Raw genomic sequence first — 20,955 nt, 5'->3', positions numbered from 1 at the left:
GATTTCATTGAAATTGTAAAGTGACATTTGATTACTCTCCCAGAATCTCCTTCGCGCTTAAGGATCCGCGCTTTTTGTAGAGTACAATGATGATTCCCAGCATCACCGCCATGGTACTGGCTCCGATGACAATGCTGGTTAAAACCATGGCAAAGGGAAGGGGATAAGCTGCGTTTTGTGAGAACCATTCTGCTGCCATGCCTGGTAGGTATATGTATACGATTCCACCGGGTTTGTAACCTATGGCAATCAAGAATAGGTTAACCCCATCTCCAATGAAAGCTAGACCAATTATTTTTTTGATGATATTGTCCAGGAATGCTGCGGCAAAAATACCGATGATAATCAGGGACACTGCGGTAAATAATGATGCAATTTGTACGTCAATGACCATCTTATTCCTCCATCCTGCGTGTTTTGTAAACTGCCAGTGCAAAGAAAACTGGTAAAATAGCTGCTCCCACAATGGCTTGGGTAAGTGCCACATCAGGTGCCAGCAGATACTGGTATAAAATGGCAATGGAAGCTCCACTGATACCCACCAAGATAGCAGATTTGAGTAGATCCCTTTGCATCAAAGCAAGGATAGCTCCTAGAACTGCAGTTAGCATGAATAAATATTCAATCATCTTTATCCTCCCCATAATAGTACCCATTTGCTATGGCGTGGGATGCAAAGGGGGTTAATATAAAGTAAACACCAGCCAATAGGGGTTCTCCCAGTACAAGTAAGGAAACAATGCAAGCAATATCTATAACACCCAAAATGTGTATTCTGGCGTATAACACTCTTTCCATATCATCCTTGTACCTTATTATTCCAATAGCGGTTAAAATTACTAAAACAGCTGCGACCAGCAGTATGATTGATTTGATAATGGTAATTATATCATCCACGTGCATACCCCCTTAGAACTCGGGCGAAAGCTATGGTTCCCACCATATCCATAATTAGTAGTGCAATTGCTATATCTCGACAAAAGGCAATGCCATAAAGGTTATTTAACAGTATCAGGAAGGTGGCCACAGCAATGGTAAACCCAGAAAGTCCAACCAATCCCATGGCGATTGTCTTACGGGTGGCAATTCTGATGGTGGCCACGGCGAATATGGCTAAAGCCGCCATTAATACATATTGAGATAATACAAACAGATTCATTCTAACATCCCTTTAATGTATGGTTCAAATGGTATGACTTCCTCTTTAGAACGTGGAGTTATGATTGCAACCCTTAAAACCTGATTTTCAGAGTCCAGATCTATGGAAAGTGTGCCAGGGGTGAGGGTTATACTGTTAGCCAGAATAGTCTGGGAAATTGGCCTTTTCAGGACCGTGGGGATTTCCACAACCACTGGATCTACCTTGCCATTAAGAGTTCTGATAGCAACATCTATGGTGGCCTTAAATATCTCCCATATTAATACAATAAAATAGGCGATTCCGTAGAATATTCTTGTTATAAACATGTAAATTAGCCCCTTAATCTTTAATACAGATACATCATCAACAGTTAACATGGTTAAATGACAAACCCTTTAATTAGTCTACTTTATTCCATTCATGGGTTTCATCTTGACCATATTATGACCATGATAAATTACAATTCATCATTATAAAACATGATATATAAAGATAACTAAAAAATTCTCCCAGATGTAAAAAGATTTAAAACTAGCTAATTTCAACTATAGCTACTATGAAGTATTTCTAATAATTAAAAAAAAGACTTATACTGCAAAATATAGAATTAGAATATTATTTGTTGATTTATTTGAAATTGAATGGATTATAATTAAATAGATCGTCTAGTGGTAAGTTAAAATTTGTTTCTGGAAAAAAATTAAAAATCAACACAAAAATCGCCCATAAGACTAAAAGAAATAATCCTGCAATTTTACCATAGTTATGACTTGATATCGGTCCAAAAAGTTTAACCCCATTACCAGTGAATAGATCAAGTATTAAATGACTTAAAGACCCTACAAACAGTGCCGTATAGATGTATAAAAAGTTGAAACTTCTTTCTGGAGTTAAAAAGATTCCTAATGAAACGAGTAATGCATATAAAATCAAAAAGCCCCTATTAAGCACTAGGACTCCTATGATTATGGAAGTTAAATAGATTGAAATCCGGTAATCCATATTGAAGGCAGATAAAAGTCCTTGGAAGCTTAAAACAAAAAGAGATAGAGAAAAGGCTACCAAACAAACTCCGGGGATGGAATGAACTAATCCTCTGTGCTGGGCTACAAAGAAGAATAACGCAATGCTAATTAATAAAATTCCCGGAAATGGAGTAATATTAAATAATTCTAATAAAAATGCCAGGACCCCTCCAGATAAAGCCATGATTAAGAGATTGCGGTAACGGAAGCTGGTATCCAGATCCACTACTGAAGCACCAATAACAGCCAGTGCAAGGTAATAAACCTCAGGAAAAAATGGTAAAACCATTATAATTGAAAATAGAATATGTTTTTTATAAGAAGGCATTTTATCTCCTACTAAATATGCTCAATTACATATACTGTTAATATTTCATTAAATCACTGAAGATATACTCATTGACAATGCCATGATTGATATGTCTTTGTAATTCTTTGTAATGATTACTCTCGGTAATAATCATTATTTACTGGTAAATGGGAATTCTAGGATTATATAAATTATCTAATGGAAAATTTATCTCTATTAACGAGATTGGCAAGGAAAATTAAAAAGTCTTCAACTGTATTTAATGATTTAAATGATGTTGAAATAATTCAAAAAAGATTCCATCTGGAGTAATGATCTCTCTACACTACCTGAATCAATCATACCATTTCTGGATACAACTTCGCAGGTGACTGCAGGAATTCCATTGATATTAAGCTCATCTTCCAGGGCTCCACCATATAAAGTGCCTGCTTTTTCCTGTGAAATGACCTTAGAAGATGTTTCACTGGTTATGTGGGAGGCTATTTCAAAACTCTCATAGCATGGCTTTTTCGAGCAAAAAACACTTTCTACACCAGGATTACTTTGAGGTTGAGTGGAGTGGAAGTCAGCTGCAGCCTCAATCTTCTCAGCTTTAGCTGTTTCGAGGATGGTATTGGAGATATATCCTTCCTTAAATGTTTTACGATTCATATCCCATCCCTTGAATCTGCGTGAATTTTTCATAGTGGCATGAGGAATAGCAATGGGTATAATGTAAATTGTCCCCTTGATTTTCTTATTCTCAAGCCTGATTAAAAGTCTGAAAATTGCCACTTGCGGAGGAAGTTCGTTTCCATGGATCCCTGCACATAAGAGAATGCGGGGACTTCCTTTTCCCAGCTTCAAGAGGGGTGTTCCCTTTAAAGCAACATCAACTAAATGATTCCCCAGATCATTTAGAGATATTTCACTCATTAAATCTTCATTCAGGGTAATGTCACCCCCTGTATCCCAGGCAAGAGTCTCAATTTTGAATTCCATGATCCACCCTTGTTTTAGATAAGCTTATCCTGCCTTAAAATTCTTCATTTGATTGAATTAACATATTTTCAATAAGTATTTGATGCTGACTCCTTTATCTATTTGATTATAATATTTTGATTATTATATTAAACCTTAAAAAATTCATCCTATGCTGCCGGGAACCCCACTGGATATATATAAAGAGGTGTTTCATGGGAGGGTAATTTTAGAAGGTTTATCATTTGATCATCATAGAATGAACCAATGGCTACTGTTCCCAGACCCAGGGATTCCACTTCCAGATATATATTTTCTCCTATATGCCCCGCTTCCATATCCACGAACCTGGTGCTGATTCTTTCATCAGGATATTTATCCCTCATTTTCTGATAATTCCCAATAATTACCAGACTTATAGGTGCATCATTAACCCATTTCTGTTGATGAGCTGCCTGTGACAGATTATACCGCTGGTCTCCTTCCACAATCTTTTCCAGAGTGTTGTTGAAAGGATTATAATGATATATCCCTGCTCCCAGCCCCTGAACACTGTTATTACCGACAACCAAGTACATCTCCATGGGAAAAACACGACCTGCGGACGGAGCAGCCCTGAATTTTCTCTCTGAATCCGTTATACCCTGAGAAGCCCATAAAAGTTGTGAAACATCTTTTAAAGTGAGGGGAGTTGAACTGAAGCTTCGAACAGATCTTCGACTCTTAATGGCCTGATCCACAGAAACCCTGGTGGAAATTTCTGCTGTAGGAAGATTGTAAGTGCCCAATACTTCTCTAGAGGAATACTCTGAATTACCGTTTTTGGTGAAAAAACTAAAGGATAAATAAGAAACCAAAAAAATTGAAAGCAGAATTATGGCAATGAGGACCGCCTTACTCTTCTTTTCCATGAACCCCACCTCTTTTGTTTGAGTGTGGATATGAAAACCACACATCTATAAACACATATACATTATAACATTTTCTTAAGAAAATTAAAGTCTAACTATTAAGTCGAACTAGTATATTATATTCATAATACTGAATAAAAAAATGCTGAAGAAAATTTAATATCTAGATATATTTAATTACTCCAAAGTCGTTCCTGATGTTAAATAAAATAAACTTGGAATAATATCGATGAACATGACCTATGATTTAATACCCATATCCATAACTCTCATAGCAGCTTATTTAGTTAGTTTCATCCTTTACCAAAAAAATTACATGAAAAAATCCACCCACATACGCCTGTGGAATATCCTCATCCTCATAACCTTTTTAATCTCTGTAGGAGTAGGTTTAGTGCTTTTAGGCCTTGTTGAATATGGTTTTGCTCTTCCCCTTAACCAAGCATTACTATACTGGCATGTTCAGTTTTCAATCGCCATGTTCTGGGTTGCCCTGTTCCATATCCACTCCTACTGGAAGTCTGATAATCTACTTAATTCCGGTAAGAAAAAAAGGAGGCTGTTAAAGTGAAAAAATTGTATGTTTTGCTATTAATAGCCATCCTCACTCCAATCGCAGTTTATGCCTGGAATGACTGCCCCTATGGACTTTTAAATGATCCTTTTCCAGGTCAATGCCCCCGTTATGTGGATACCAACCATGACAATATTTGTGATCATTCCCAATCACCCGGCTCTAAATCAACCAATACCAGTTCAAGTATTGTCAGCAAAGGAAATGTTGAAAATGGAAGCAATAGGAGTTTTTCTAAGATTAATAAAGCCCATTCTATCTCCAATGAAAACTATTACCTCTTACCTTTGACCACCACCCTTACCATCATATACTTAATTAGCTACCTTCTTTACCTGGAAAAACGCCTTAAACGAAGGATTTATTATAAAATCTGGAATATTATCCTTATCCTGAGTTTCCTGGTTACTGGAGTAACTGGTCTGTTAATGGTGATCTTCATCAACTATGGGATTCAATCTTCCTGGAACTTAACCATAGATTTCTGGCATGCTGAATTTGCCATTATAATGGCCTTCAGCACACTATTCCACTTCCACCTATACTGGAAACAGCTGAAAAAGATTTTTTAAAACAAAAAACATTACTTTTTATGTTAAAGCATTTAATGAACATCTAATGAGAGTTTTCACTAGTTTAACTCTTTATGGCAAGATAAAAGTAAGTTAAAAATATGTTTCCAAAGAGAAATTGAATATCATAAAGTTTTTTTATAGCCTAGCATCATAGTTTTAGTAATATTTATTCTTACATAATAACCTAAAAAAGGATCAAGGAGATTTAAATATGGAAAAAGTGGTTCTAGCGTTCAGCGGTGGGCTGGACACCTCAGTATGCATAAAATTACTCGAAGAAAAATATAATAAGCAAGTTATAACTGCCTGTGTTGATGTTGGGCAGCCAGACGATGAAATTACAAGACCTGCAAATTTATCAAGGCAAATGGGTCTTGAACATTACACCATTGATGCCAAAGATGAGTTCGCAAGTGAATTTATCTTCCGGGCCATTAAAGCAAATGCTGTTTATGAAGGTTATCCCCTCTCAACTGCGCTTGCCAGACCTCTTATAGCCATTAAAATCGTTGAACTGGCTGATAAAGTTGGTGCTGAAGCAATTGCTCATGGTTGTACTGGAAAGGGCAATGATCAGTTCCGTTTCGAGTCCATTATCAGATCATTCTCAGATTGTGAGGTTATAGCCCCCATAAGGGATTTGAACCTAACCAGAACAGAAGAAGTTAGCTATGCAGAGTCTCATGGAATCCCCTTACCTTCAGATAAGCTTTACAGTATAGACGAGAACTTGTGGGGACGTTCCATAGAAGGAGATATACTGGAGGATCCCATGGTGGAAACTCCTGAAGAAGCCTTTAGCTGGACACGTTCTACTGAGGATGCGCCTGATGAAGCTGAAATTATTGAAATATCCTTTGAAGAAGGTGTTCCCACTGAAATTAACGGAGAACTCCTTGGTCCCCTGGACATCATCAAAAAATCTAATGAAATTGCAGGATTGCATGGAATTGGCCGGGTGGACATAATGGAAGACCGAATAATCGGCCTAAAATCTAGGGAGAACTATGAAACTCCAGGAGCTGTACTTTTAATTAATGCCCACCAGGCACTGGAACAGCTGGTTTTAACCCGGGATGAGTTGAAGTTCTCAGAGATTGTATCCCAAACTTACTCTGAACTGGTTTACAATGGATTGTGGCATGAGCCACTCCGTGAAGACCTGGATCAGCTCATAGACAACATGCAGGGACGTGTTTCTGGAACAGTGCGTTTGAAACTGCATAAAGGTAGCATGCGCATTCTGGGAAGACAATCACCATTCAGCCTGTATCAGGAAGAAGCTGTTTCGTTTGAAGATAAAGAGATGGATCAGCGGGAAATGGCAGGTATGGTCAAGAATTATGGGATCCAGGCGGCCTGTTATCAGGATATTTGCCGTAGGAAATAGTCAAAGAGTAGTTTATCCCTATTGGATTATTAAAAACAGACATTACAATTAAATAGTTCAGATGAGAGGAACCGGATTATGGAAATCCTGACCATGGTGATCCTGGGCATTATCCTACTGGTATTGGGAGTTTTAGGAGTTGGACTGCTCTTGAAACTGGGGAAAATTGCCCTAAGCATCCTGGTGCACATGATACTGGGATGGGTGCTTCTTTTCATCTGGAACATACTCCCATTTTTCAAGATCCCCATCAACATTTTAACCTTACTGGTTGCAGGTTTTGGAGGAATAGTTGGAGTGGGCGTGCTTATTTTGGCCAAAGCAATGGGCTTTTATTAATTAGAAATATGCTAATTTAGATATATACTGGTTGAGCTTCTTTTTTTATTCTATTCGATTTTTTTAATTAGATTTTTTGAAGTGTTTTTTTTTTGAAGTGTTATTTTATTTTAATTCCAATCATTTTCTTATTTGAAATTTCTTCTTATTTTTTTGCAAGCCTAAATTCAATAAAATAATAAAACCTTAGAACTATAATAACTGATGTTACATGTTAAGCAATTAGGAGTTGAGGCAATGTCCATTAAAGATCGAAGGGAAAGAGAAAAAGAACAAAGGCGGAATGACATTATTAATGCCGCTGAAAAATTATTCTTTGCCAGGGGCTATGATGAAGTTTCCATGAATGACATCGCCCAGGAAGTTGAACTGAGCAAAGCAACTCTTTATCTTTACTTTGCCAACAAAGAAGAACTTTTTTTTGCCATTGTTCTGCGTGGAACATTGATTTTGAATTCAAAAATTAAAGAAGAAGTTGAAAATGCAGAAAAGGGAATTGAAAAAGTCTCTGCTTTTCGTAAGGCTTATTATGAATTCACCAAAAATTACAGAGATTACATACGACTATATACCTATTTCCAATCAGGTAGATTTGATATTAAAAGAATAATGAATAATGAGTATCTTAACTGTGTAGTCAGCCAGATCAATAAATGCCCTCCTAGCCCCTCAACCTCACAGGAAGAACAGGTCGCTAACCAATATCTAAATAAGATCATGGAATTGCGATCAGAAAGGTTCTCTATCATGTGTAACTCCATTCAAACCGGTATCGATGATGGAACCATACGCTCCGATGTAGATCCAATTGAAGCAGCCGTTTTGCTATCATCTATTTCCAAACGAATGTCAGATATTCCTCCGGATCATGAAAAAATCCTGGAAAGCCGAGGGATCGACCATGACAAGTTTGTAAACGATGTTGAAGATTTAATACGCCACATGATAATGAATTATAATAATAAACAATAGCCATGAAGTTAAGTGGCATGCATATGGAAAATCCATATGGAAAAGAATCAGATATTGACGCTTTAATTATCACTTACTTTCAAGGTTAAAATTCAGCCGTGATTTCTCAAGACCTTTTAAATATATTTAAACTACTATTTCTCATTTTTTTATTAATGATATGCTAATAATAGCCTCGTGGTTGATTTTAATCGATTTAATCTGAAAATTAATGCCATTAAACAATTAAATAAATTTTCTTGTTTTTTTAATTCTTTTTTTGATTTTTTGGTGTTTTTTAAAATGTACCCTTATAATGTTTTGCAAAAAAATCAGATCGAAACAATTATAAGTGTTCTACTACTGGTTACTAACTAACCAATAGTCATTAAATTATTATAGGTTATTTTATCACTTAAAGTAATATTATCACTTATGGTTACATATTCACCATCGGTCTAGACTGGAAGAATGAAAAATTAATGAAAAATGAAAATGAATGAAAAAAGTCTGGATCATCAATCACGTTCCCCCTACAGATTCGAAGAGAGACCTTTGCCAGTCTCTTCTTCAACCCCCCCTTAAAAAATTAAAGAGGTGTAAATGTTATGCCAACCTATGAAGACAAAATAGACCTATATGGCGCAGATGGGAAGCTTTTAGAGGGCGATGTCCCACTAGAAGCGGTAAGTCCAATGTTGAATCCCACAATAGAGAATATTGTGCAAGAAGTCAAACGGTCCGTTGCAGTTAACTTATCCGGAATTGAAAAATCACTGGAAAAAGCAGCTTACGGCGGTAAATCTAATTTTATTCCAGGTAGGGAACTAAAGCTACCCATTGTAGAAAACGTTGATGTTATTGCAGCAAAAATTGAGAAGATGATCCGGGTTAATGATGAAGACGATTTCAACCTCAAGCTCATTAACAAAGGAGAACAGTTACTGGTTCAATTACCATCCCAGAGACTGAAAATGGCTGGAGATTACACAGTTTCCACCATGGTTACTGGATCAGCAGTTGTGCAAGCTATTATTGATACCTTTAATGTGGACAAATTTGAAGCTTCAGCTGTTAAAACTGCTGTTTTGGGTAAATACCCCCAGTCTGTTGATTTTTCAGGTGCTAATGTCAGTGCTTTACTGGGCCCACCACAGTTACTGGAAGGTATGGGCTACGGTTTGAGAAACATAATGGCCAACCATGTGGTAGCCATGACCAAGAAAAACACTTTAAACGCTGTAGCATTATCCTCACTTTTAGAACAAACAGCTAACTTCGAAATGGGTGATGCTGTAGGTGCATTTGAAAGATTCCACCTTTTAGGATTAGCTTACCAGGGTCTAAACGCCAACAACCTAGTATTTGACCTGGTAAAAGAAAATGGTAAAGGAACCGTAGGTACAGTTGTTACTTCTTTAGTTGAAAGAGCAGTTGATGATGGAGTTATAAAAGTGGCTAAGACCATGCCATCAGGATACAAAATCTACGAACCAGTTGACTGGGCATTATGGAATGCATACGCAGCAGCTGGACTTGTAAGTTCCGTTATCGTGAATATCGGGGCTTCCCGAGCAGCCCAGGGAGTTGCATCCACCCTACTCTACTACAACGACATACTTGAATTTGAAACCAGTCTCCCTGGTGTAGACTACGGCCGTGTAGAAGGAACCGGTGTGGGAATGAGCTTCTTCTCTCACTCCATCTACGGAGGAGGAGGTCCAGGTATCTTCCACGGAAACCACGTTGTAACCCGGCACAGTAAAGGATTCGCAGTGCCATGTACAGCGGCAGCAATGTGTATGGACGCTGGAACACAGATGTTTTCACCAGAAGCAACATCTGGATTGGTGGGAACCATATACAGCGACATTGAATATTTCAAAGAGCCTCTTAAGTACATAGCTGATGGAGCTCGTGAAATAAAAGACAAGATTTAGTCTGTTCAGGTGATCAAGATGGAACAAATCAAGGCCATTGATGTGAAGATATTTCCTCACAGGCGCCTGAAACCAGAAACCACTGAGAAAATCCTCAATGAGTTACTGGAGCTGGAGGGAGTGTTAAGATTCCTGGTGAACGGAGAATCCCTACCCAAAGTTGTGGCATACGGCCCTGCAAGGGGAACCAGTGTAAACCATCCTGATAGAAAGACCATAACTGTCAAAGGAAAAGAAGTTGAACTTTTAGTTTCTGTTGGAGAAATAGTAGTCACCATAAAACATGAAAAACTGGAAGAATTTATGGAAAAAACTAAATCCATTCTTGAAAAAACCTTAAATTTCGGTTTTGATTTAAGAGCAGGTATTTTCACCAGAACAAAGACTACTGTATCAGATTATTTGAAAGTAGGCTATGGTATTGAAGAAAATGTAGATCCCAGCCTTAGAGGAATAGTAGATCCCAAGGCAAATTCCAAAGAAACTGTGAAGTTAATAGGTGATTGAAAATGTCATACAAACCCCAGTACACCCCTGGAGAAACAAAAATAGCTCAAAACCGTAGGAACCATTTGGATCCTGATTTTGAGATGAAAAAAATTAGAGATATTAATGATGAAGATATTGTAAGTGTTTTAGGTCACAGAAATCCTGGAGAAGGCTACAAAACTGTGCATCCTCCACTGGAAGAGATGGATTTCGAAGAAGACATGATGAAAGATCTGGTAGAACCCATACCAGGAGCAAAAGAAGGTGGCAGAACCAGATACATCCAATTTGCAGATTCAATGTACAACGCTCCTGCACACCCTTATGACCGTGCACGAACCTACATGTCAAGGTACAGAGGAGTGGACACCGGAACCCTATCTGGAAGGCAGGTTATTGAAATCCGAGAACTGGATCTGGAAAAAATTTCAAAGGAATTATTGGAAACCGAATTCTTTGACCCGGCAAAAAGTGGTCTAAGAGGCGCAACTGTACACGGTCACTCCCTAAGACTGGATGAAAACGGACTTATGTTCGATGCACTGCAGAGATACGTTTACAACGAAGAAACCGGTAGAATATCCTATGTGAAAGATCAGGTAGGAAGACCACTGGACACACCTGTGGATGTGGGAGAACCACTGGATGATGAATACTTGAAAGAAATCACCACCATCTACCGCAGTGACAACATAGGTATGAGAGAAGATAAAGAAGCTATCGAAGCAGTTTTAACCATTCATCAAACCCGAACTGATGGTGGATTTGGTTTAGAAGTTTTCAAAGATGATTTAAAAGCAAAACTGGGTGATGGTAAATGAACAACGAAAAAAAGCTCTTCTTAAAAGCTTTGAAACACAAGTTTGATGAAGATCCCAAACAAACTCACACTGATTTTTACTGTTTCGGAGGCTGGAAACAGTCCCCCCGAAAAAGGGAATTCGATGAATTCTCCAAAAAAATTGAAAAAGAAAGGGGCATTCCATTCTACAACCCCGATGTGGGAGTACCACTGGGCCAGCGGAAATTGATGGCCTATAAAGTTTCTGGTACCGACACTTACGTGGAAGGAGATGACCTGCACTTCTGTAACAACGCAGCTATCCAGCAACTCAACGACGATATTAAACGAACCATCATTGTGGGTATGGACACTGCTCATTCTGTTCTACAAAAACGTTTAGGTGTGGAAGTTACACCAGAAACCATCAACGAGTACATGGAAACCATCAACCATGCACTACCTGGTGGTGCAGTGGTTCAGGAACACATGGTAGAGGTACACCCTGGTCTGGTAGGAGACTGTTACGCCAAACTATTCACCGGTGATGACAACCTGGCTGATGAACTGGATCCCCGGTTCCTAATCGATATCAACAAACAATTCCCAGAAGAACAGGCTGAAATGCTCAAAGAATACATTGGCAGTAAAACCTACCAGATCAGCCGAGTTCCTTCTCTGGTGGTACGAGTCTGTGATGGGGGAACTGTGTCCCGATGGTCTGCCATGCAGATCGGTATGAGTTTCATCGCAGCCTACAAACTCTGTGCAGGGGAAGCAGCCATAGCTGATTTCTCATACGCTGCTAAACACGCAGACGTTATAGAAATGGGAAGTATCCTCCCAGCTAGAAGAGCAAGAGGACCAAATGAGCCTGGAGGTATTTCCTTTGGTATAATGGCTGACATGATTCAGACTTCCCGAATATCTGATGATCCTGCCAAAATATCCCTGGAGGTTATTGGAGCAGCAGCCACCATATACGACCAGATCTGGCTCGGTTCTTACATGTCTGGTGGAGTAGGTTTCACCCAGTACGCAACTGCAGCTTACACTGACGACATCCTGGACGACTTTGTTTACTACGGAATGGAATACGTAGATGACAAATATGGTATCTGCGGAACCAAAGCCACCAATGAAGTGGTCCACGACATAGCAGCAGAAGTTACCATGTATGGACTGGAACAGTACGAGTATCCTGCACTCCTGGAAGACCACTTCGGAGGATCCCAGAGGGCCGCTGTTGTTTCTGCTGCTGCTGGATGTTCCGTGGCCTTTGCCACTGGAAATTCCAATGCCGGGATCAACGGATGGTACTTAAGCCAGATCCTCCACAAAGAAGCCCACAGCCGGCTCGGTTTCTATGGTTACGACCTGCAGGACCAGTGCGGAGCATCCAACTCTCTCTCCATCAGAAGTGATGAAGGTTTGATCCACGAACTACGCGGTCCTAACTACCCCAACTACGCCATGAACGTGGGACACCAGCCAGAATACGCTGGTATTGCCCAGGCTCCACACGCAGCAAGGGGGGACGCATTCTGCGCGAACCCGCTGATAAAAGTTGCCTTTGCTGATGATAACTTGGCCTTCGACTTCAAAAATCCAAGGAAGTCCATAGCAAAAGGTGCACTACGGGAATTCGTGCCTGGCGGAGAAAGGGACTTAATCATCCCAGCTAAATAAAATTCAACCCAAAAATTGAGACAAATGTGGATTTATTATCCACATAACTTCTTTTTTTAAACCAGTTTAAACCAGTTTTTTATACTCATTTATTGTTACAAAAAAATAATCACCGAGATTTAATAATTTAATATCTGATTTTTTAGTAATTTCTCAAATCCAACATTATGTACTAACCCGCGTTGATAACAGCAAATGGGGGTTATAATAATCAGGATAATTCAGTTAACCATGTTTCTATTGCAAAACCATAGAACCAAATAAAAAATTGATTCGAAATGAAATTTACCATTGGTCATTAAAATGCCTTGGGAATGAACTTCAAAAGATCTGTAGCCGTGAAATTGTAACCGTATTCTTCAAGAGCAAGGTCGCCAGCTTTTCCATTGATATAAGCTCCAAGATAAGTGGCTTCAAAACAATCATGCCCTCTTGCAATTAAAGCCCCAATTAAACCAGCCAGACAATCACCAGTGCCACCAACAGTCATTCCAGGGTTGCCAGTCTTATTTAATTTTAAATTATCATCACAGGCTATTATATCCACATTTCCCTTCAAAATAATGGTTGTTTCGGACTCTCTTGAAACCTCTTTAACTACATTTATCCTGTTTTTTAGATCTGCTGGAATGTTTAATCCTGAAAATTCCTTAAACTCACCCTTATGAGGTGTGATTACAGTTTCATGAATTCTTCGCGGTAGAACACCAGGTCCGACCAGTTTAAGTGCATCAGCATCCATCAACAGTGGTTTTTCAATTTCAACTGCCAGATCATTAACTGCTAAGGAGGTTTCATCTTCTCTCCCTATTCCACAACCCAATACTACTGAATCAAAGTTTTCTGATAGTTTCAGCAATTCATCAGTATCTTTTGGATTAATAAAATCATTCGATAACCCGTGAACTATCAAATCAGGCGAGTAGGATCTGATAACTGGTGATAAATGTTGTGGGCAAGCTACAACAGCCAGATCTGCGCCGGCGGCAAGTGCCGACATTGCAGCCAGGGCTGGTGCACCGGAATATTCCTTGCTACCCCCAATTATTAAAACTTTACCATTCTGTCCCTTATGGGATGTTTCATCTCTTTTGCTTATTCTTAACAAGTCTCCTGGCCCGGTGAATAGTTCTGCTTCCCGGGGTATTCCTATATCACAAACCTCTATGCTCCCTACATATTCCACACTGGCAATGTTGAGTCCAACTTTGACCTTATGGAAGGTTACGGTTACATCAGCACGCACTGCCTTGTGGTTGACCATTCCTGATCCAGGATCAACACCTGTGGGAACATCTACCGCAACTATAAACCCTTCAGATTGATTTATAATGTCAACTGCCGTGGATATTGGTTCTCGAAGATCTCCAGAAACCCCAGTACCTAATAGTGCATCTATAACAACTTCCGAATGAGTTTCATGGAGGTTGGATGAGTCTCTAATAATTTCAAGCGTTAGTGGGCTGGTTCCTTTACTGATTTCTTCCAGTACTTTCCAGTTCAATAGTGCTTCCCTGGATTTGATAAGGGAAGGTTCAGATAAAAGGAACACCTCAACTTCAAACCCTTTATTCAAGAGATATCTGGCTGCTACAAATCCATCCCCACCGTTTCCACCATTACCCGCATATATGGAAACTTTGCAGGGGTCCCTAGTCTGAGTGATTCTTCGGGCCAGACATCTTCCTGCGTTTTCCATTAGAGAAGTTCGTGGAATGCCCATGGCATCAGCATTGGCATCAGCAACCACCATATCCTTAGGAGTCATGATATCACTACTTATAATTATAAGAAAGATGATATTTAACCATGCCCCCCCAATGTTTACCGAACATTTTCCTTATTTGATAGAATATATGAAAAACGATAGTATGGAAATAAATGCTAGCCTCATGGTGATGATTTGCAGAGTCCCAGAACTTCCTTACCTACTGTTCCTGTAATTCCGTTTTCGGTGATTAAATATCCTATTATTGCAGTGGTAGGATTGTTAACTTATGGAATAATCGGATCGCTCCTGATCATGCGCCTTGACATTATTAACTCAATTTATTTCACTGTTATCACCACAGCAACTGTGGGTTATGGTGATATAAGCCCTCAGAGTCCGTTACAAAAATTTTTTGTGATTACCCTGGTTTTGGGAGGGGCTAGTTTGATTGCTTACGCTTTTACTTTAATTATTATGGTGGTTTCCATGACTGTAGAAGATATTACCTCTGGAGCGAGGCATAGGAGACATATTAGAGCCGCTAAGAACCATTTCGTCCTCTGTGGCTATGGAAGAGTAGGTAGCGCTGTTCATAAAGAGCTTTTGAAAAGAAATTACCCGGTCATAGTAATTGAAAAAGATACCAAAATCGTGGAAAAAGAACTCTGGGAAGATCCAAATGTTCTGGCCATTCCTGGTGATGCCACTGATGAAAAGGTAATGATTGAAGCTGGTATTGAAAGAGCTAGGGGAGTTATCATCACCACTGGTGAAGATGTGGACAATCTCTTCATCACCCTCACTGCTCGGGAAATACATCCCGAAATCTGGATAGTCACCAGGGCCAGTAAAAAGGTGAATATCAAACGATTATTCCGTTCAGGAGCTAATAAAGTAATTTCACCTGAAAGCAGTGGGGCAGAAGATATCTACTTTGCAGCCATACAACCCACCATTATGAAGATCACCATGATGCACGAGGTGGGAGATATTCGTAAAGAATCAGAAATCATTCTCAAACACGGCTGCACCCTGGAAAACATTGAGTATCATCTTCCTGAATTCAGAGAGCCGCTGGCCAGAAAAATTGGTATCACAGAGATTGATCAACTGGATCGGTTTTTAAATAGTCTGGAAACAGACCCCAAACGGAAAAAATCCTTAGAACGCATATATGAATCAGTAAGTGGTATTCACTCCCACTGGATATCAGGACCAGATAAGGAGACCCTGGAAAAAGTGGCAGATGAGCTTAAAAAAGAAGGATTGCTTTTGGGTGTGGACCTTAATGAGGAAGAAATCAAAGAAGTGGCACGCAAGTACGGTAGATTAGTGGAAGTGGTCATCAAACCAGAGATTAAAATCACAGAAAGCCACGACGTCCAGGATATCCGTGAAGAAGCAGAAATCATCTTAAAACATGGCTGTACCCTGGAAGACATAGAATACTATTTACCCGGCTTCCACGAACCTCTGAAAAGAAAAGTTGGACTTAAAGATGCTCATGAAATGGAAAGATTCCTTAAAAAGTTGGAAGCAGACTCAATACGGATGGAAACTCTGGAAAGGCTTTACACGCTTTCTGGTGGAGGTATACACTCCCATAGGATTACAGGACCCGACACTAAAAGTTTGGGACGTTTGGAAAAAGAGCTAAAGGAGAAAGGATTCCTATTGGGAGTTAATCTCAGTCAAGATGAGATATTTCAGAAGATAAAGGAATACGGTAGAGTTAGTGAACTATTACTGCGACATGAGCCTGGTGCCACTGACGATAAAAACATTATTATTAAAAATGGAGGGCGTATACTGGATTCAAAACACTATCTTCCAGGTTTAGAGCAAGTTGTAACCCGTAAACTATATTTAAAAGATTATGAAGACCTTAAAAGATGTGAAGAGGAGTACAGAAAGCCGGATGCCAGGAGATCATTGGATACTTTATCACAAATTTCACGGAATATACATTCGCACACTGTTTCTGCAACAGATGTTAAAACTATTAAAAAGATTATAAAAGCACTGGATAAAGCGGGTTTACTTTTAGGAGTTGATTTATCTGAGAAAGAGATATGGAATATAATAGAAAGTGCGGAGCCTGCTGGTTTTTGTGTAGAATAACAAACCACGAATAAAATATAATAGAATAAATAGGATATTTTAGAAAAAATTATTTAAAAAAAGAGAAATTAAGGTAGTTGAGAACCTTAAAATCCATCTTTATCTTTAAAATAGATCATGCAGATTTAGTTTGTATGCACCCAGGTTTCCTCCGAAGTTACCTGCACTAATTTTTAAAACACCGGGGACCCGTACTGCTGCTTCTATACCTGCTTTCATGGCTGCTTTAACTGCTTCTTCACTGACACCATCAATAACGATTTCGAAAACTCCATTGACTTCTGCAGGGATTTGTGTGTCTTCAACTTCGTCTTTAAGGGTTACGCACATTTTTTCGTTGGTGGATGCACCCAGGAATTTGTACTTGTTGGAGCCCACTTTGGAACCTGAAGCTACGATTCCCCCAGGGAAGGGTGTAATAGTTCCAGGAACAGATTCAATGGCATCTACTACTGCTTCTGCAGCTATTAATCCGGATGCAGGAGTATCAGCCATTATAAATAGATTTCCGCCTGCAACACCAGACTTTACCCCTAGTTCTTCTTCAACCAAGAAGTCTCCTGCCATAAGTGGGATGGAATGTATGGTTCTTCCATCGATTTCTGTTTTTTTCTCGTAACCGTCTCCGTAGAACTTGAGTTTCTTACCCGTGGTCATCTTCTCATCGGGGTCTTCCATGGCATCAAAGACTGCAGTGGTAGCTGCAGTTAGGATACACATTCCAACTCTTTCTAATAATTCGTGGTCCAGTTTCTTCTTGTCCATGTTGCAGATCATGATAATGTAACCAGGTCTGCCGTCTGGGGTTTTTTCTGGTGGGACATAACAGTCTATGCCTGCCTCTGCAGGGCAGCCAATAACTGATGTTCCGTATCCTGTAGCTTCTGTTGCAGCGATTTTTGCCAGTTTTTTGGTTGCTGCGGTTACCAGCAGTCGGGATACTTGTATACCGAATGCTTCTGCAAAAGTGTTTTCTATTTCCACTCCGTTTATTTCCATGATAATCACCGACTTGATCTAGTGTTGGAGGTTTTATATATTTTTCCATTTGTTCTTAGGGTATTGGAGACGATTTATAGATTTTTAAACCAATATATGTTTCAAATTGCCATGAAACCTCAAAAAATCAGTTTAATAGCTCTGAAAAAATTTAAGGTCTAATTCCATTAACTCCCAGGATATTTTCTAAAGTTTTTTGGAAAGTTTCTCCACTGCATCTGCACCAAAGTAGGGTAGGACAGCCACCCCCAGAATAGATGTCATCCAGAATGATATCAACCTCTCCACTATAGTAGCAGCTGCACTCACTGATGGAGGTATACCTGCATAGGAGTAGAGGAGTATCATCATACCATCCACTGCCCCCAGTCCTCCTGGTAGTAAGGGTATCATCCCTATTAATGTTGAAATAACAAAAACTGCAGCAATAATTTCCAGAGGAACATTAATATTAAGTGCAACGAAAACTAGGTAGACTCTGAGGATTTCAAGAGCCCAAATGAAAAAAGAGAGGGGTATCCCATATAAAAATACTTTCCGATCACTTAACATGACTTTCATACTATTTTGAAACCCTTCAACAGCATTTATGGCCCTTTGTTCGATTTTTTCATGTTGTTTCTGTGAAATCTTTTTTAAAATTCGTAAAAGAAACCTGATAACCCTGTCTCCGAATTCACGGTTAATTGACATGTAAAGGGCCAGGCAGAAAATCACAATTAAAACTATAAGACCTATCACCAGGAGCAGGACCATCCATTGAGGCAGATTCAGGTACAAAACAGCGGCAATTATAGTTATTACAGCTAAAGCTATGAAAGGAAAAGTATCAAGACCCCTATCCGCTATGACTGTTGCAAAAGCGTTTTCAGTAGGTGAACGTGAATATTTTCCCAGGATGTATGCTCTGACTGGTTCTCCTCCACCCCTACCACTGGGTGTGAGGTTGTTGATGGCCAGACCCACCATAAGCATAGGCAAAAGATGCCTTCGTTTAACAGATATTCCCAGGGAAGAGGTGGTTAAAGCCCATCTTTCAGTCCACATACCATATATAGCCAGTTGTATTAGAACCGCAAGGGCCAGATACCAGGGGTTAGCCAGTTTAATTGCATTTTCAATCTTATGAGGTCCGATGAAGAGCACCATAGCTACCAGAACCCCTAAACCTGCCAACATTAAAATAAGAGTCTTATGTTTCATGATAAATCTGCAACCCTTTAAACCTAACTTGAGATAATTATCGGCACTGATTATGGCTCTTTATACTGAGTAATGGGAATAATATTAAATTTTCTAATGTAATTTTCAATAATGTACTGGAGATGCCTAAAATGTCCAATCAAAACTTAAAATCAATTATAATTTTAAAAGATAAAAAAACATGTCTTGGTTAAAGATTAACCACTTCCCAACTTAAATCCTCCTCATCCAGAAGTACTACTGTCTTTTTACCAGATAAGTAGCCACATGTCTCCCCGGGGTTGATGACCATTGTTTTTCCTTCTCTAATATCCATTTTATGGGTGTGTCCCCTGATCACCACATGATATTTGCCACTGTATTTAAGAGCATCCACAACGGCTTCTGTTGTTCCGTGTATCAGGGCCATCTTTTTCCCATTAACTTCTAATTCTTTGAAATCTTCCAATACACATAATTCTTGGAATGCCAACTGTAATCCGCGCCTTTCTCCATCATTATTACCATAAATAGCCTCCAGCGGAGATTGGAGATTTTTAAATTCATTGGCAGTGAAAGGTGATATCAGATCCCCGGCATGGATCACCAAGTCAACTCCAGTTCTGTTAAAAACTTTCACTGCTCTTCTGATTGCATCCATGTGGTCGTGGCTATCGGACATTAAGCCTATCATATCATTTGCACCTCAAAAACTAAAATCAGCCTCATGCTAATATAAGATTCTAAAGGAATATAAACTTTCCAACATAAGTGAATTTAATAGGAAAATAACCTGTTTTAAACTATTATTTGAATTTATGAACTATGATTTAAGTTTGAATAGATTTTGAATTACATAATAATGTTATATTCATTGGATAAAATGTTTAAATTGTTTAGCTGTAAATTTTATGGCTCTATCAGGGATTTTATTTCCCAAAATTTGTCTTAAAATGCTTCCTATGATTTTATTAAGCAGTATGCCCCATATTATTACAAGGATTTGTTGTGGGAATAATTTTCCAATTCAATTAAGGAGGTTCCAAAGATGGATTTATTTACTTTACTTATTATCGCAGTTGTGGTGCTGATTATACTTGGACTTTCCATAAGAATCGTTAATCAGTATGAAAGAGGAGTTGTTTTTAGACTGGGGAAGGTAATTGGGGTTAAAGAACCAGGATTACGCTTAATCATCCCCCTGGTTGACAGGATGGTAAAGCCATCCCTACGGATAGTTACCATGCCCATCCCGGCTCAGAAGATTATAACCCAGGACAATGTCACCATCGACGTTGCTGCGGTAGCCTACTTTAAAGTTGTGGATGCTTACCGGGCGGTGGTGGAAATCGAAAATTACAATAGGGCAGTTAACCAGATTTCCCAGACCACTGTAAGAAGTGTTGTAGGACAGTTCACCCTTGACGAAGTTCTATCCGAGACCCCCAAAGTTAACACCAAGATTCAGGAAATTATAGATGGACACAGCGAACCATGGGGAATAAAAGTCACCACCGTTGAAATTAAGGATATTAAACTACCTGATAGCATGCAAAGAGCAATTGCACTGCAAGCTGAGGCTGAACGAGAGAAAAGGGCCAAAATCATATCTGCTGAAGGAGAATACCTTGCTGCGGGTAAACTGGGAGAGGCTGCAGACATCATCACTGAACATCCGGTAGCTCTACAACTCAGGATCATGCAAGTCTTAAGTAACATCGCTGCAGAGAAAAACTCCACCATTGTATTCCCCGCACAACTACTCAATAGTATTCGAGATATTAAAGACTTCCTGGGGTCTGAACTGGAAATTTTAGACAAAAAGGAAAAATAAACTAGTTTAATGATATTTAAGGAGTTTTAT

The 20,955-nt window shown here is 39.2% G+C and carries 23 protein-coding genes; 11 read left to right on the top strand and 12 right to left on the bottom strand.

Going from position 1 to position 20,955, the window contains the following annotated elements; genetic code table 11:
- Positions 1-31 precede the first annotated feature (31 nt).
- From HVN35_04575 to HVN35_04540, 8 genes are all read right to left on the bottom strand, one after another.
- Complete coding sequence (locus HVN35_04575) at positions 32-394, bottom strand: cation:proton antiporter subunit C (GenBank protein ID NYB51818.1); 363 nt, start codon at positions 392-394, stop codon at positions 32-34.
- 1 nt (position 395) lies between these two features.
- The gene (locus tag HVN35_04570; protein NYB51817.1) at positions 396-629 is read right to left on the bottom strand and encodes a DUF4040 domain-containing protein; all 234 of its coding nucleotides are present in this window, start codon (positions 627-629) and stop codon (positions 396-398) included.
- The gene (locus HVN35_04565; protein NYB51816.1) at positions 622-897 is read right to left on the bottom strand and encodes a cation:proton antiporter; all 276 of its coding nucleotides are present in this window, start codon (positions 895-897) and stop codon (positions 622-624) included. Before HVN35_04565 ends, HVN35_04570 begins: the two co-directional genes overlap by 8 nt.
- A complete protein-coding gene (locus HVN35_04560) occupies positions 890-1,159 on the bottom strand; it encodes a hypothetical protein (GenBank protein NYB51815.1) in 270 nt (89 codons plus the stop codon). The genes HVN35_04565 and HVN35_04560 overlap by 8 nt, the downstream gene beginning before the upstream one ends.
- Positions 1,156-1,467 carry a monovalent cation/H+ antiporter subunit E gene (locus tag HVN35_04555; GenBank protein ID NYB51814.1) on the bottom strand — a complete coding sequence of 104 codons (312 nt, stop codon included), beginning with the start codon at positions 1,465-1,467 and terminating at the stop codon, positions 1,156-1,158. Before HVN35_04555 ends, HVN35_04560 begins: the two co-directional genes overlap by 4 nt.
- A gap of 301 nt (positions 1,468-1,768) precedes the next feature.
- Positions 1,769-2,494, bottom strand: a complete 726-nt coding sequence (locus HVN35_04550) for a metal-dependent hydrolase (protein NYB51813.1) — start codon at positions 2,492-2,494, stop codon at positions 1,769-1,771.
- Positions 2,495-2,743: 249 nt separating this feature from the next.
- Entirely contained in the window at positions 2,744-3,460 is a 717-nt protein-coding gene (locus HVN35_04545; protein ID NYB51812.1) for a succinylglutamate desuccinylase/aspartoacylase family protein, read from the bottom strand.
- A gap of 149 nt (positions 3,461-3,609) precedes the next feature.
- Complete coding sequence (locus tag HVN35_04540) at positions 3,610-4,350, bottom strand: SagB/ThcOx family dehydrogenase (protein ID NYB51811.1); 741 nt, start codon at positions 4,348-4,350, stop codon at positions 3,610-3,612.
- 235 nt (positions 4,351-4,585) lie between these two features.
- Here HVN35_04540 and HVN35_04535 point away from each other — a divergent pair, with 235 nt between their 5' ends.
- From HVN35_04535 to mcrA, 9 genes are all read left to right on the top strand, one after another.
- The gene (locus HVN35_04535) at positions 4,586-4,921 is read left to right on the top strand and encodes a hypothetical protein (GenBank protein NYB51810.1); all 336 of its coding nucleotides are present in this window, start codon (positions 4,586-4,588) and stop codon (positions 4,919-4,921) included.
- Positions 4,918-5,496 carry a DUF4405 domain-containing protein gene (locus tag HVN35_04530; GenBank protein NYB51809.1) on the top strand — a complete coding sequence of 193 codons (579 nt, stop codon included), beginning with the start codon at positions 4,918-4,920 and terminating at the stop codon, positions 5,494-5,496. Before HVN35_04535 ends, HVN35_04530 begins: the two co-directional genes overlap by 4 nt.
- Positions 5,497-5,710: 214 nt before the next feature.
- Positions 5,711-6,889 carry an argininosuccinate synthase gene (locus HVN35_04525; protein ID NYB51808.1) on the top strand — a complete coding sequence of 393 codons (1,179 nt, stop codon included), beginning with the start codon at positions 5,711-5,713 and terminating at the stop codon, positions 6,887-6,889.
- A 78-nt stretch (positions 6,890-6,967) separates the two neighbouring features.
- Positions 6,968-7,228, top strand: a complete 261-nt coding sequence (locus tag HVN35_04520; protein ID NYB51807.1) for a pro-sigmaK processing inhibitor BofA family protein — start codon at positions 6,968-6,970, stop codon at positions 7,226-7,228.
- A 237-nt stretch (positions 7,229-7,465) separates the two neighbouring features.
- Complete coding sequence (locus HVN35_04515) at positions 7,466-8,200, top strand: TetR/AcrR family transcriptional regulator (GenBank protein ID NYB51806.1); 735 nt, start codon at positions 7,466-7,468, stop codon at positions 8,198-8,200.
- A 587-nt stretch (positions 8,201-8,787) separates the two neighbouring features.
- Entirely contained in the window at positions 8,788-10,119 is a 1,332-nt protein-coding gene (gene mcrB / locus HVN35_04510; GenBank protein ID NYB51805.1) for a coenzyme-B sulfoethylthiotransferase subunit beta, read from the top strand.
- 18 nt (positions 10,120-10,137) lie between these two features.
- Positions 10,138-10,626 carry a methyl-coenzyme M reductase operon protein D gene (gene mcrD, locus HVN35_04505; GenBank protein ID NYB51804.1) on the top strand — a complete coding sequence of 163 codons (489 nt, stop codon included), beginning with the start codon at positions 10,138-10,140 and terminating at the stop codon, positions 10,624-10,626.
- A gap of 2 nt (positions 10,627-10,628) precedes the next feature.
- Complete coding sequence (mcrG, locus tag HVN35_04500) at positions 10,629-11,429, top strand: coenzyme-B sulfoethylthiotransferase subunit gamma (GenBank protein ID NYB51803.1); 801 nt, start codon at positions 10,629-10,631, stop codon at positions 11,427-11,429.
- On the top strand, positions 11,426-13,078 hold the full coding sequence (gene mcrA, locus HVN35_04495) for a coenzyme-B sulfoethylthiotransferase subunit alpha (protein NYB51802.1): 1,653 nt from the start codon (positions 11,426-11,428) through the stop codon (positions 13,076-13,078). Before mcrG ends, mcrA begins: the two co-directional genes overlap by 4 nt.
- Before the next feature lie 298 nt (positions 13,079-13,376).
- Here mcrA and HVN35_04490 read toward each other — a convergent pair whose 3' ends face one another.
- A complete protein-coding gene (locus HVN35_04490) occupies positions 13,377-14,846 on the bottom strand; it encodes an NAD(P)H-hydrate dehydratase (GenBank protein ID NYB51801.1) in 1,470 nt (489 codons plus the stop codon).
- Positions 14,847-14,981: 135 nt separating this feature from the next.
- Here HVN35_04490 and HVN35_04485 point away from each other — a divergent pair, with 135 nt between their 5' ends.
- Complete coding sequence (locus HVN35_04485) at positions 14,982-16,910, top strand: NAD-binding protein (GenBank protein NYB51800.1); 1,929 nt, start codon at positions 14,982-14,984, stop codon at positions 16,908-16,910.
- A gap of 105 nt (positions 16,911-17,015) precedes the next feature.
- Here HVN35_04485 and fhcD read toward each other — a convergent pair whose 3' ends face one another.
- The 3 genes from fhcD to HVN35_04470 form a co-directional block, all read right to left on the bottom strand.
- The gene (fhcD, locus tag HVN35_04480) at positions 17,016-17,909 is read right to left on the bottom strand and encodes a formylmethanofuran--tetrahydromethanopterin N-formyltransferase (GenBank protein ID NYB51799.1); all 894 of its coding nucleotides are present in this window, start codon (positions 17,907-17,909) and stop codon (positions 17,016-17,018) included.
- A 186-nt stretch (positions 17,910-18,095) separates the two neighbouring features.
- Positions 18,096-19,112 (bottom strand): UPF0104 family protein, encoded by a 1,017-nt coding sequence (locus tag HVN35_04475; GenBank protein ID NYB51798.1) that lies wholly within the window; start codon positions 19,110-19,112, stop codon positions 18,096-18,098.
- Positions 19,113-19,302: 190 nt separating this feature from the next.
- Positions 19,303-19,785, bottom strand: a complete 483-nt coding sequence (locus HVN35_04470; protein ID NYB51797.1) for a metallophosphoesterase — start codon at positions 19,783-19,785, stop codon at positions 19,303-19,305.
- Between the two features lie 354 nt (positions 19,786-20,139).
- Here HVN35_04470 and HVN35_04465 point away from each other — a divergent pair, with 354 nt between their 5' ends.
- Positions 20,140-20,925 (top strand): slipin family protein, encoded by a 786-nt coding sequence (locus tag HVN35_04465; protein ID NYB51796.1) that lies wholly within the window; start codon positions 20,140-20,142, stop codon positions 20,923-20,925.
- The last annotated feature ends 30 nt before the right edge of the window (positions 20,926-20,955 follow it).

This window comes from Methanobacteriaceae archaeon (genome assembly GCA_013403005.1).
Taxonomy (GTDB): Archaea; Methanobacteriota; Methanobacteria; order Methanobacteriales; family Methanobacteriaceae; genus Methanobacterium.
This window is presented reverse-complemented; position numbering and strand designations above follow the sequence as displayed.

Coding starts and splice junctions, on each gene's coding strand:
- HVN35_04575 (NYB51818.1), bottom strand. CDS start 394: ATGGTCATTGACGTACAAATTGCATCATTATTTACCGCAGTGTCCCTG.
- HVN35_04570 (NYB51817.1), bottom strand. CDS start 629: ATGATTGAATATTTATTCATGCTAACTGCAGTTCTAGGAGCTATCCTT.
- HVN35_04560 (NYB51815.1), bottom strand. CDS start 1,159: ATGAATCTGTTTGTATTATCTCAATATGTATTAATGGCGGCTTTAGCC.
- HVN35_04555 (NYB51814.1), bottom strand. CDS start 1,467: ATGTTTATAACAAGAATATTCTACGGAATCGCCTATTTTATTGTATTA.
- HVN35_04550 (NYB51813.1), bottom strand. CDS start 2,494: ATGCCTTCTTATAAAAAACATATTCTATTTTCAATTATAATGGTTTTA.
- HVN35_04545 (NYB51812.1), bottom strand. CDS start 3,460: ATGGAATTCAAAATTGAGACTCTTGCCTGGGATACAGGGGGTGACATT.
- HVN35_04540 (NYB51811.1), bottom strand. CDS start 4,350: ATGGAAAAGAAGAGTAAGGCGGTCCTCATTGCCATAATTCTGCTTTCA.
- HVN35_04535 (NYB51810.1), top strand. CDS start 4,586: ATGACCTATGATTTAATACCCATATCCATAACTCTCATAGCAGCTTAT.
- HVN35_04525 (NYB51808.1), top strand. CDS start 5,711: ATGGAAAAAGTGGTTCTAGCGTTCAGCGGTGGGCTGGACACCTCAGTA.
- HVN35_04520 (NYB51807.1), top strand. CDS start 6,968: ATGGAAATCCTGACCATGGTGATCCTGGGCATTATCCTACTGGTATTG.
- HVN35_04515 (NYB51806.1), top strand. CDS start 7,466: ATGTCCATTAAAGATCGAAGGGAAAGAGAAAAAGAACAAAGGCGGAAT.
- mcrB (NYB51805.1), top strand. CDS start 8,788: ATGCCAACCTATGAAGACAAAATAGACCTATATGGCGCAGATGGGAAG.
- mcrD (NYB51804.1), top strand. CDS start 10,138: ATGGAACAAATCAAGGCCATTGATGTGAAGATATTTCCTCACAGGCGC.
- mcrG (NYB51803.1), top strand. CDS start 10,629: ATGTCATACAAACCCCAGTACACCCCTGGAGAAACAAAAATAGCTCAA.
- mcrA (NYB51802.1), top strand. CDS start 11,426: ATGAACAACGAAAAAAAGCTCTTCTTAAAAGCTTTGAAACACAAGTTT.
- HVN35_04490 (NYB51801.1), bottom strand. CDS start 14,846: ATGACTCCTAAGGATATGGTGGTTGCTGATGCCAATGCTGATGCCATG.
- fhcD (NYB51799.1), bottom strand. CDS start 17,909: ATGGAAATAAACGGAGTGGAAATAGAAAACACTTTTGCAGAAGCATTC.
- HVN35_04475 (NYB51798.1), bottom strand. CDS start 19,112: ATGAAACATAAGACTCTTATTTTAATGTTGGCAGGTTTAGGGGTTCTG.
- HVN35_04470 (NYB51797.1), bottom strand. CDS start 19,785: ATGATAGGCTTAATGTCCGATAGCCACGACCACATGGATGCAATCAGA.
- HVN35_04465 (NYB51796.1), top strand. CDS start 20,140: ATGGATTTATTTACTTTACTTATTATCGCAGTTGTGGTGCTGATTATA.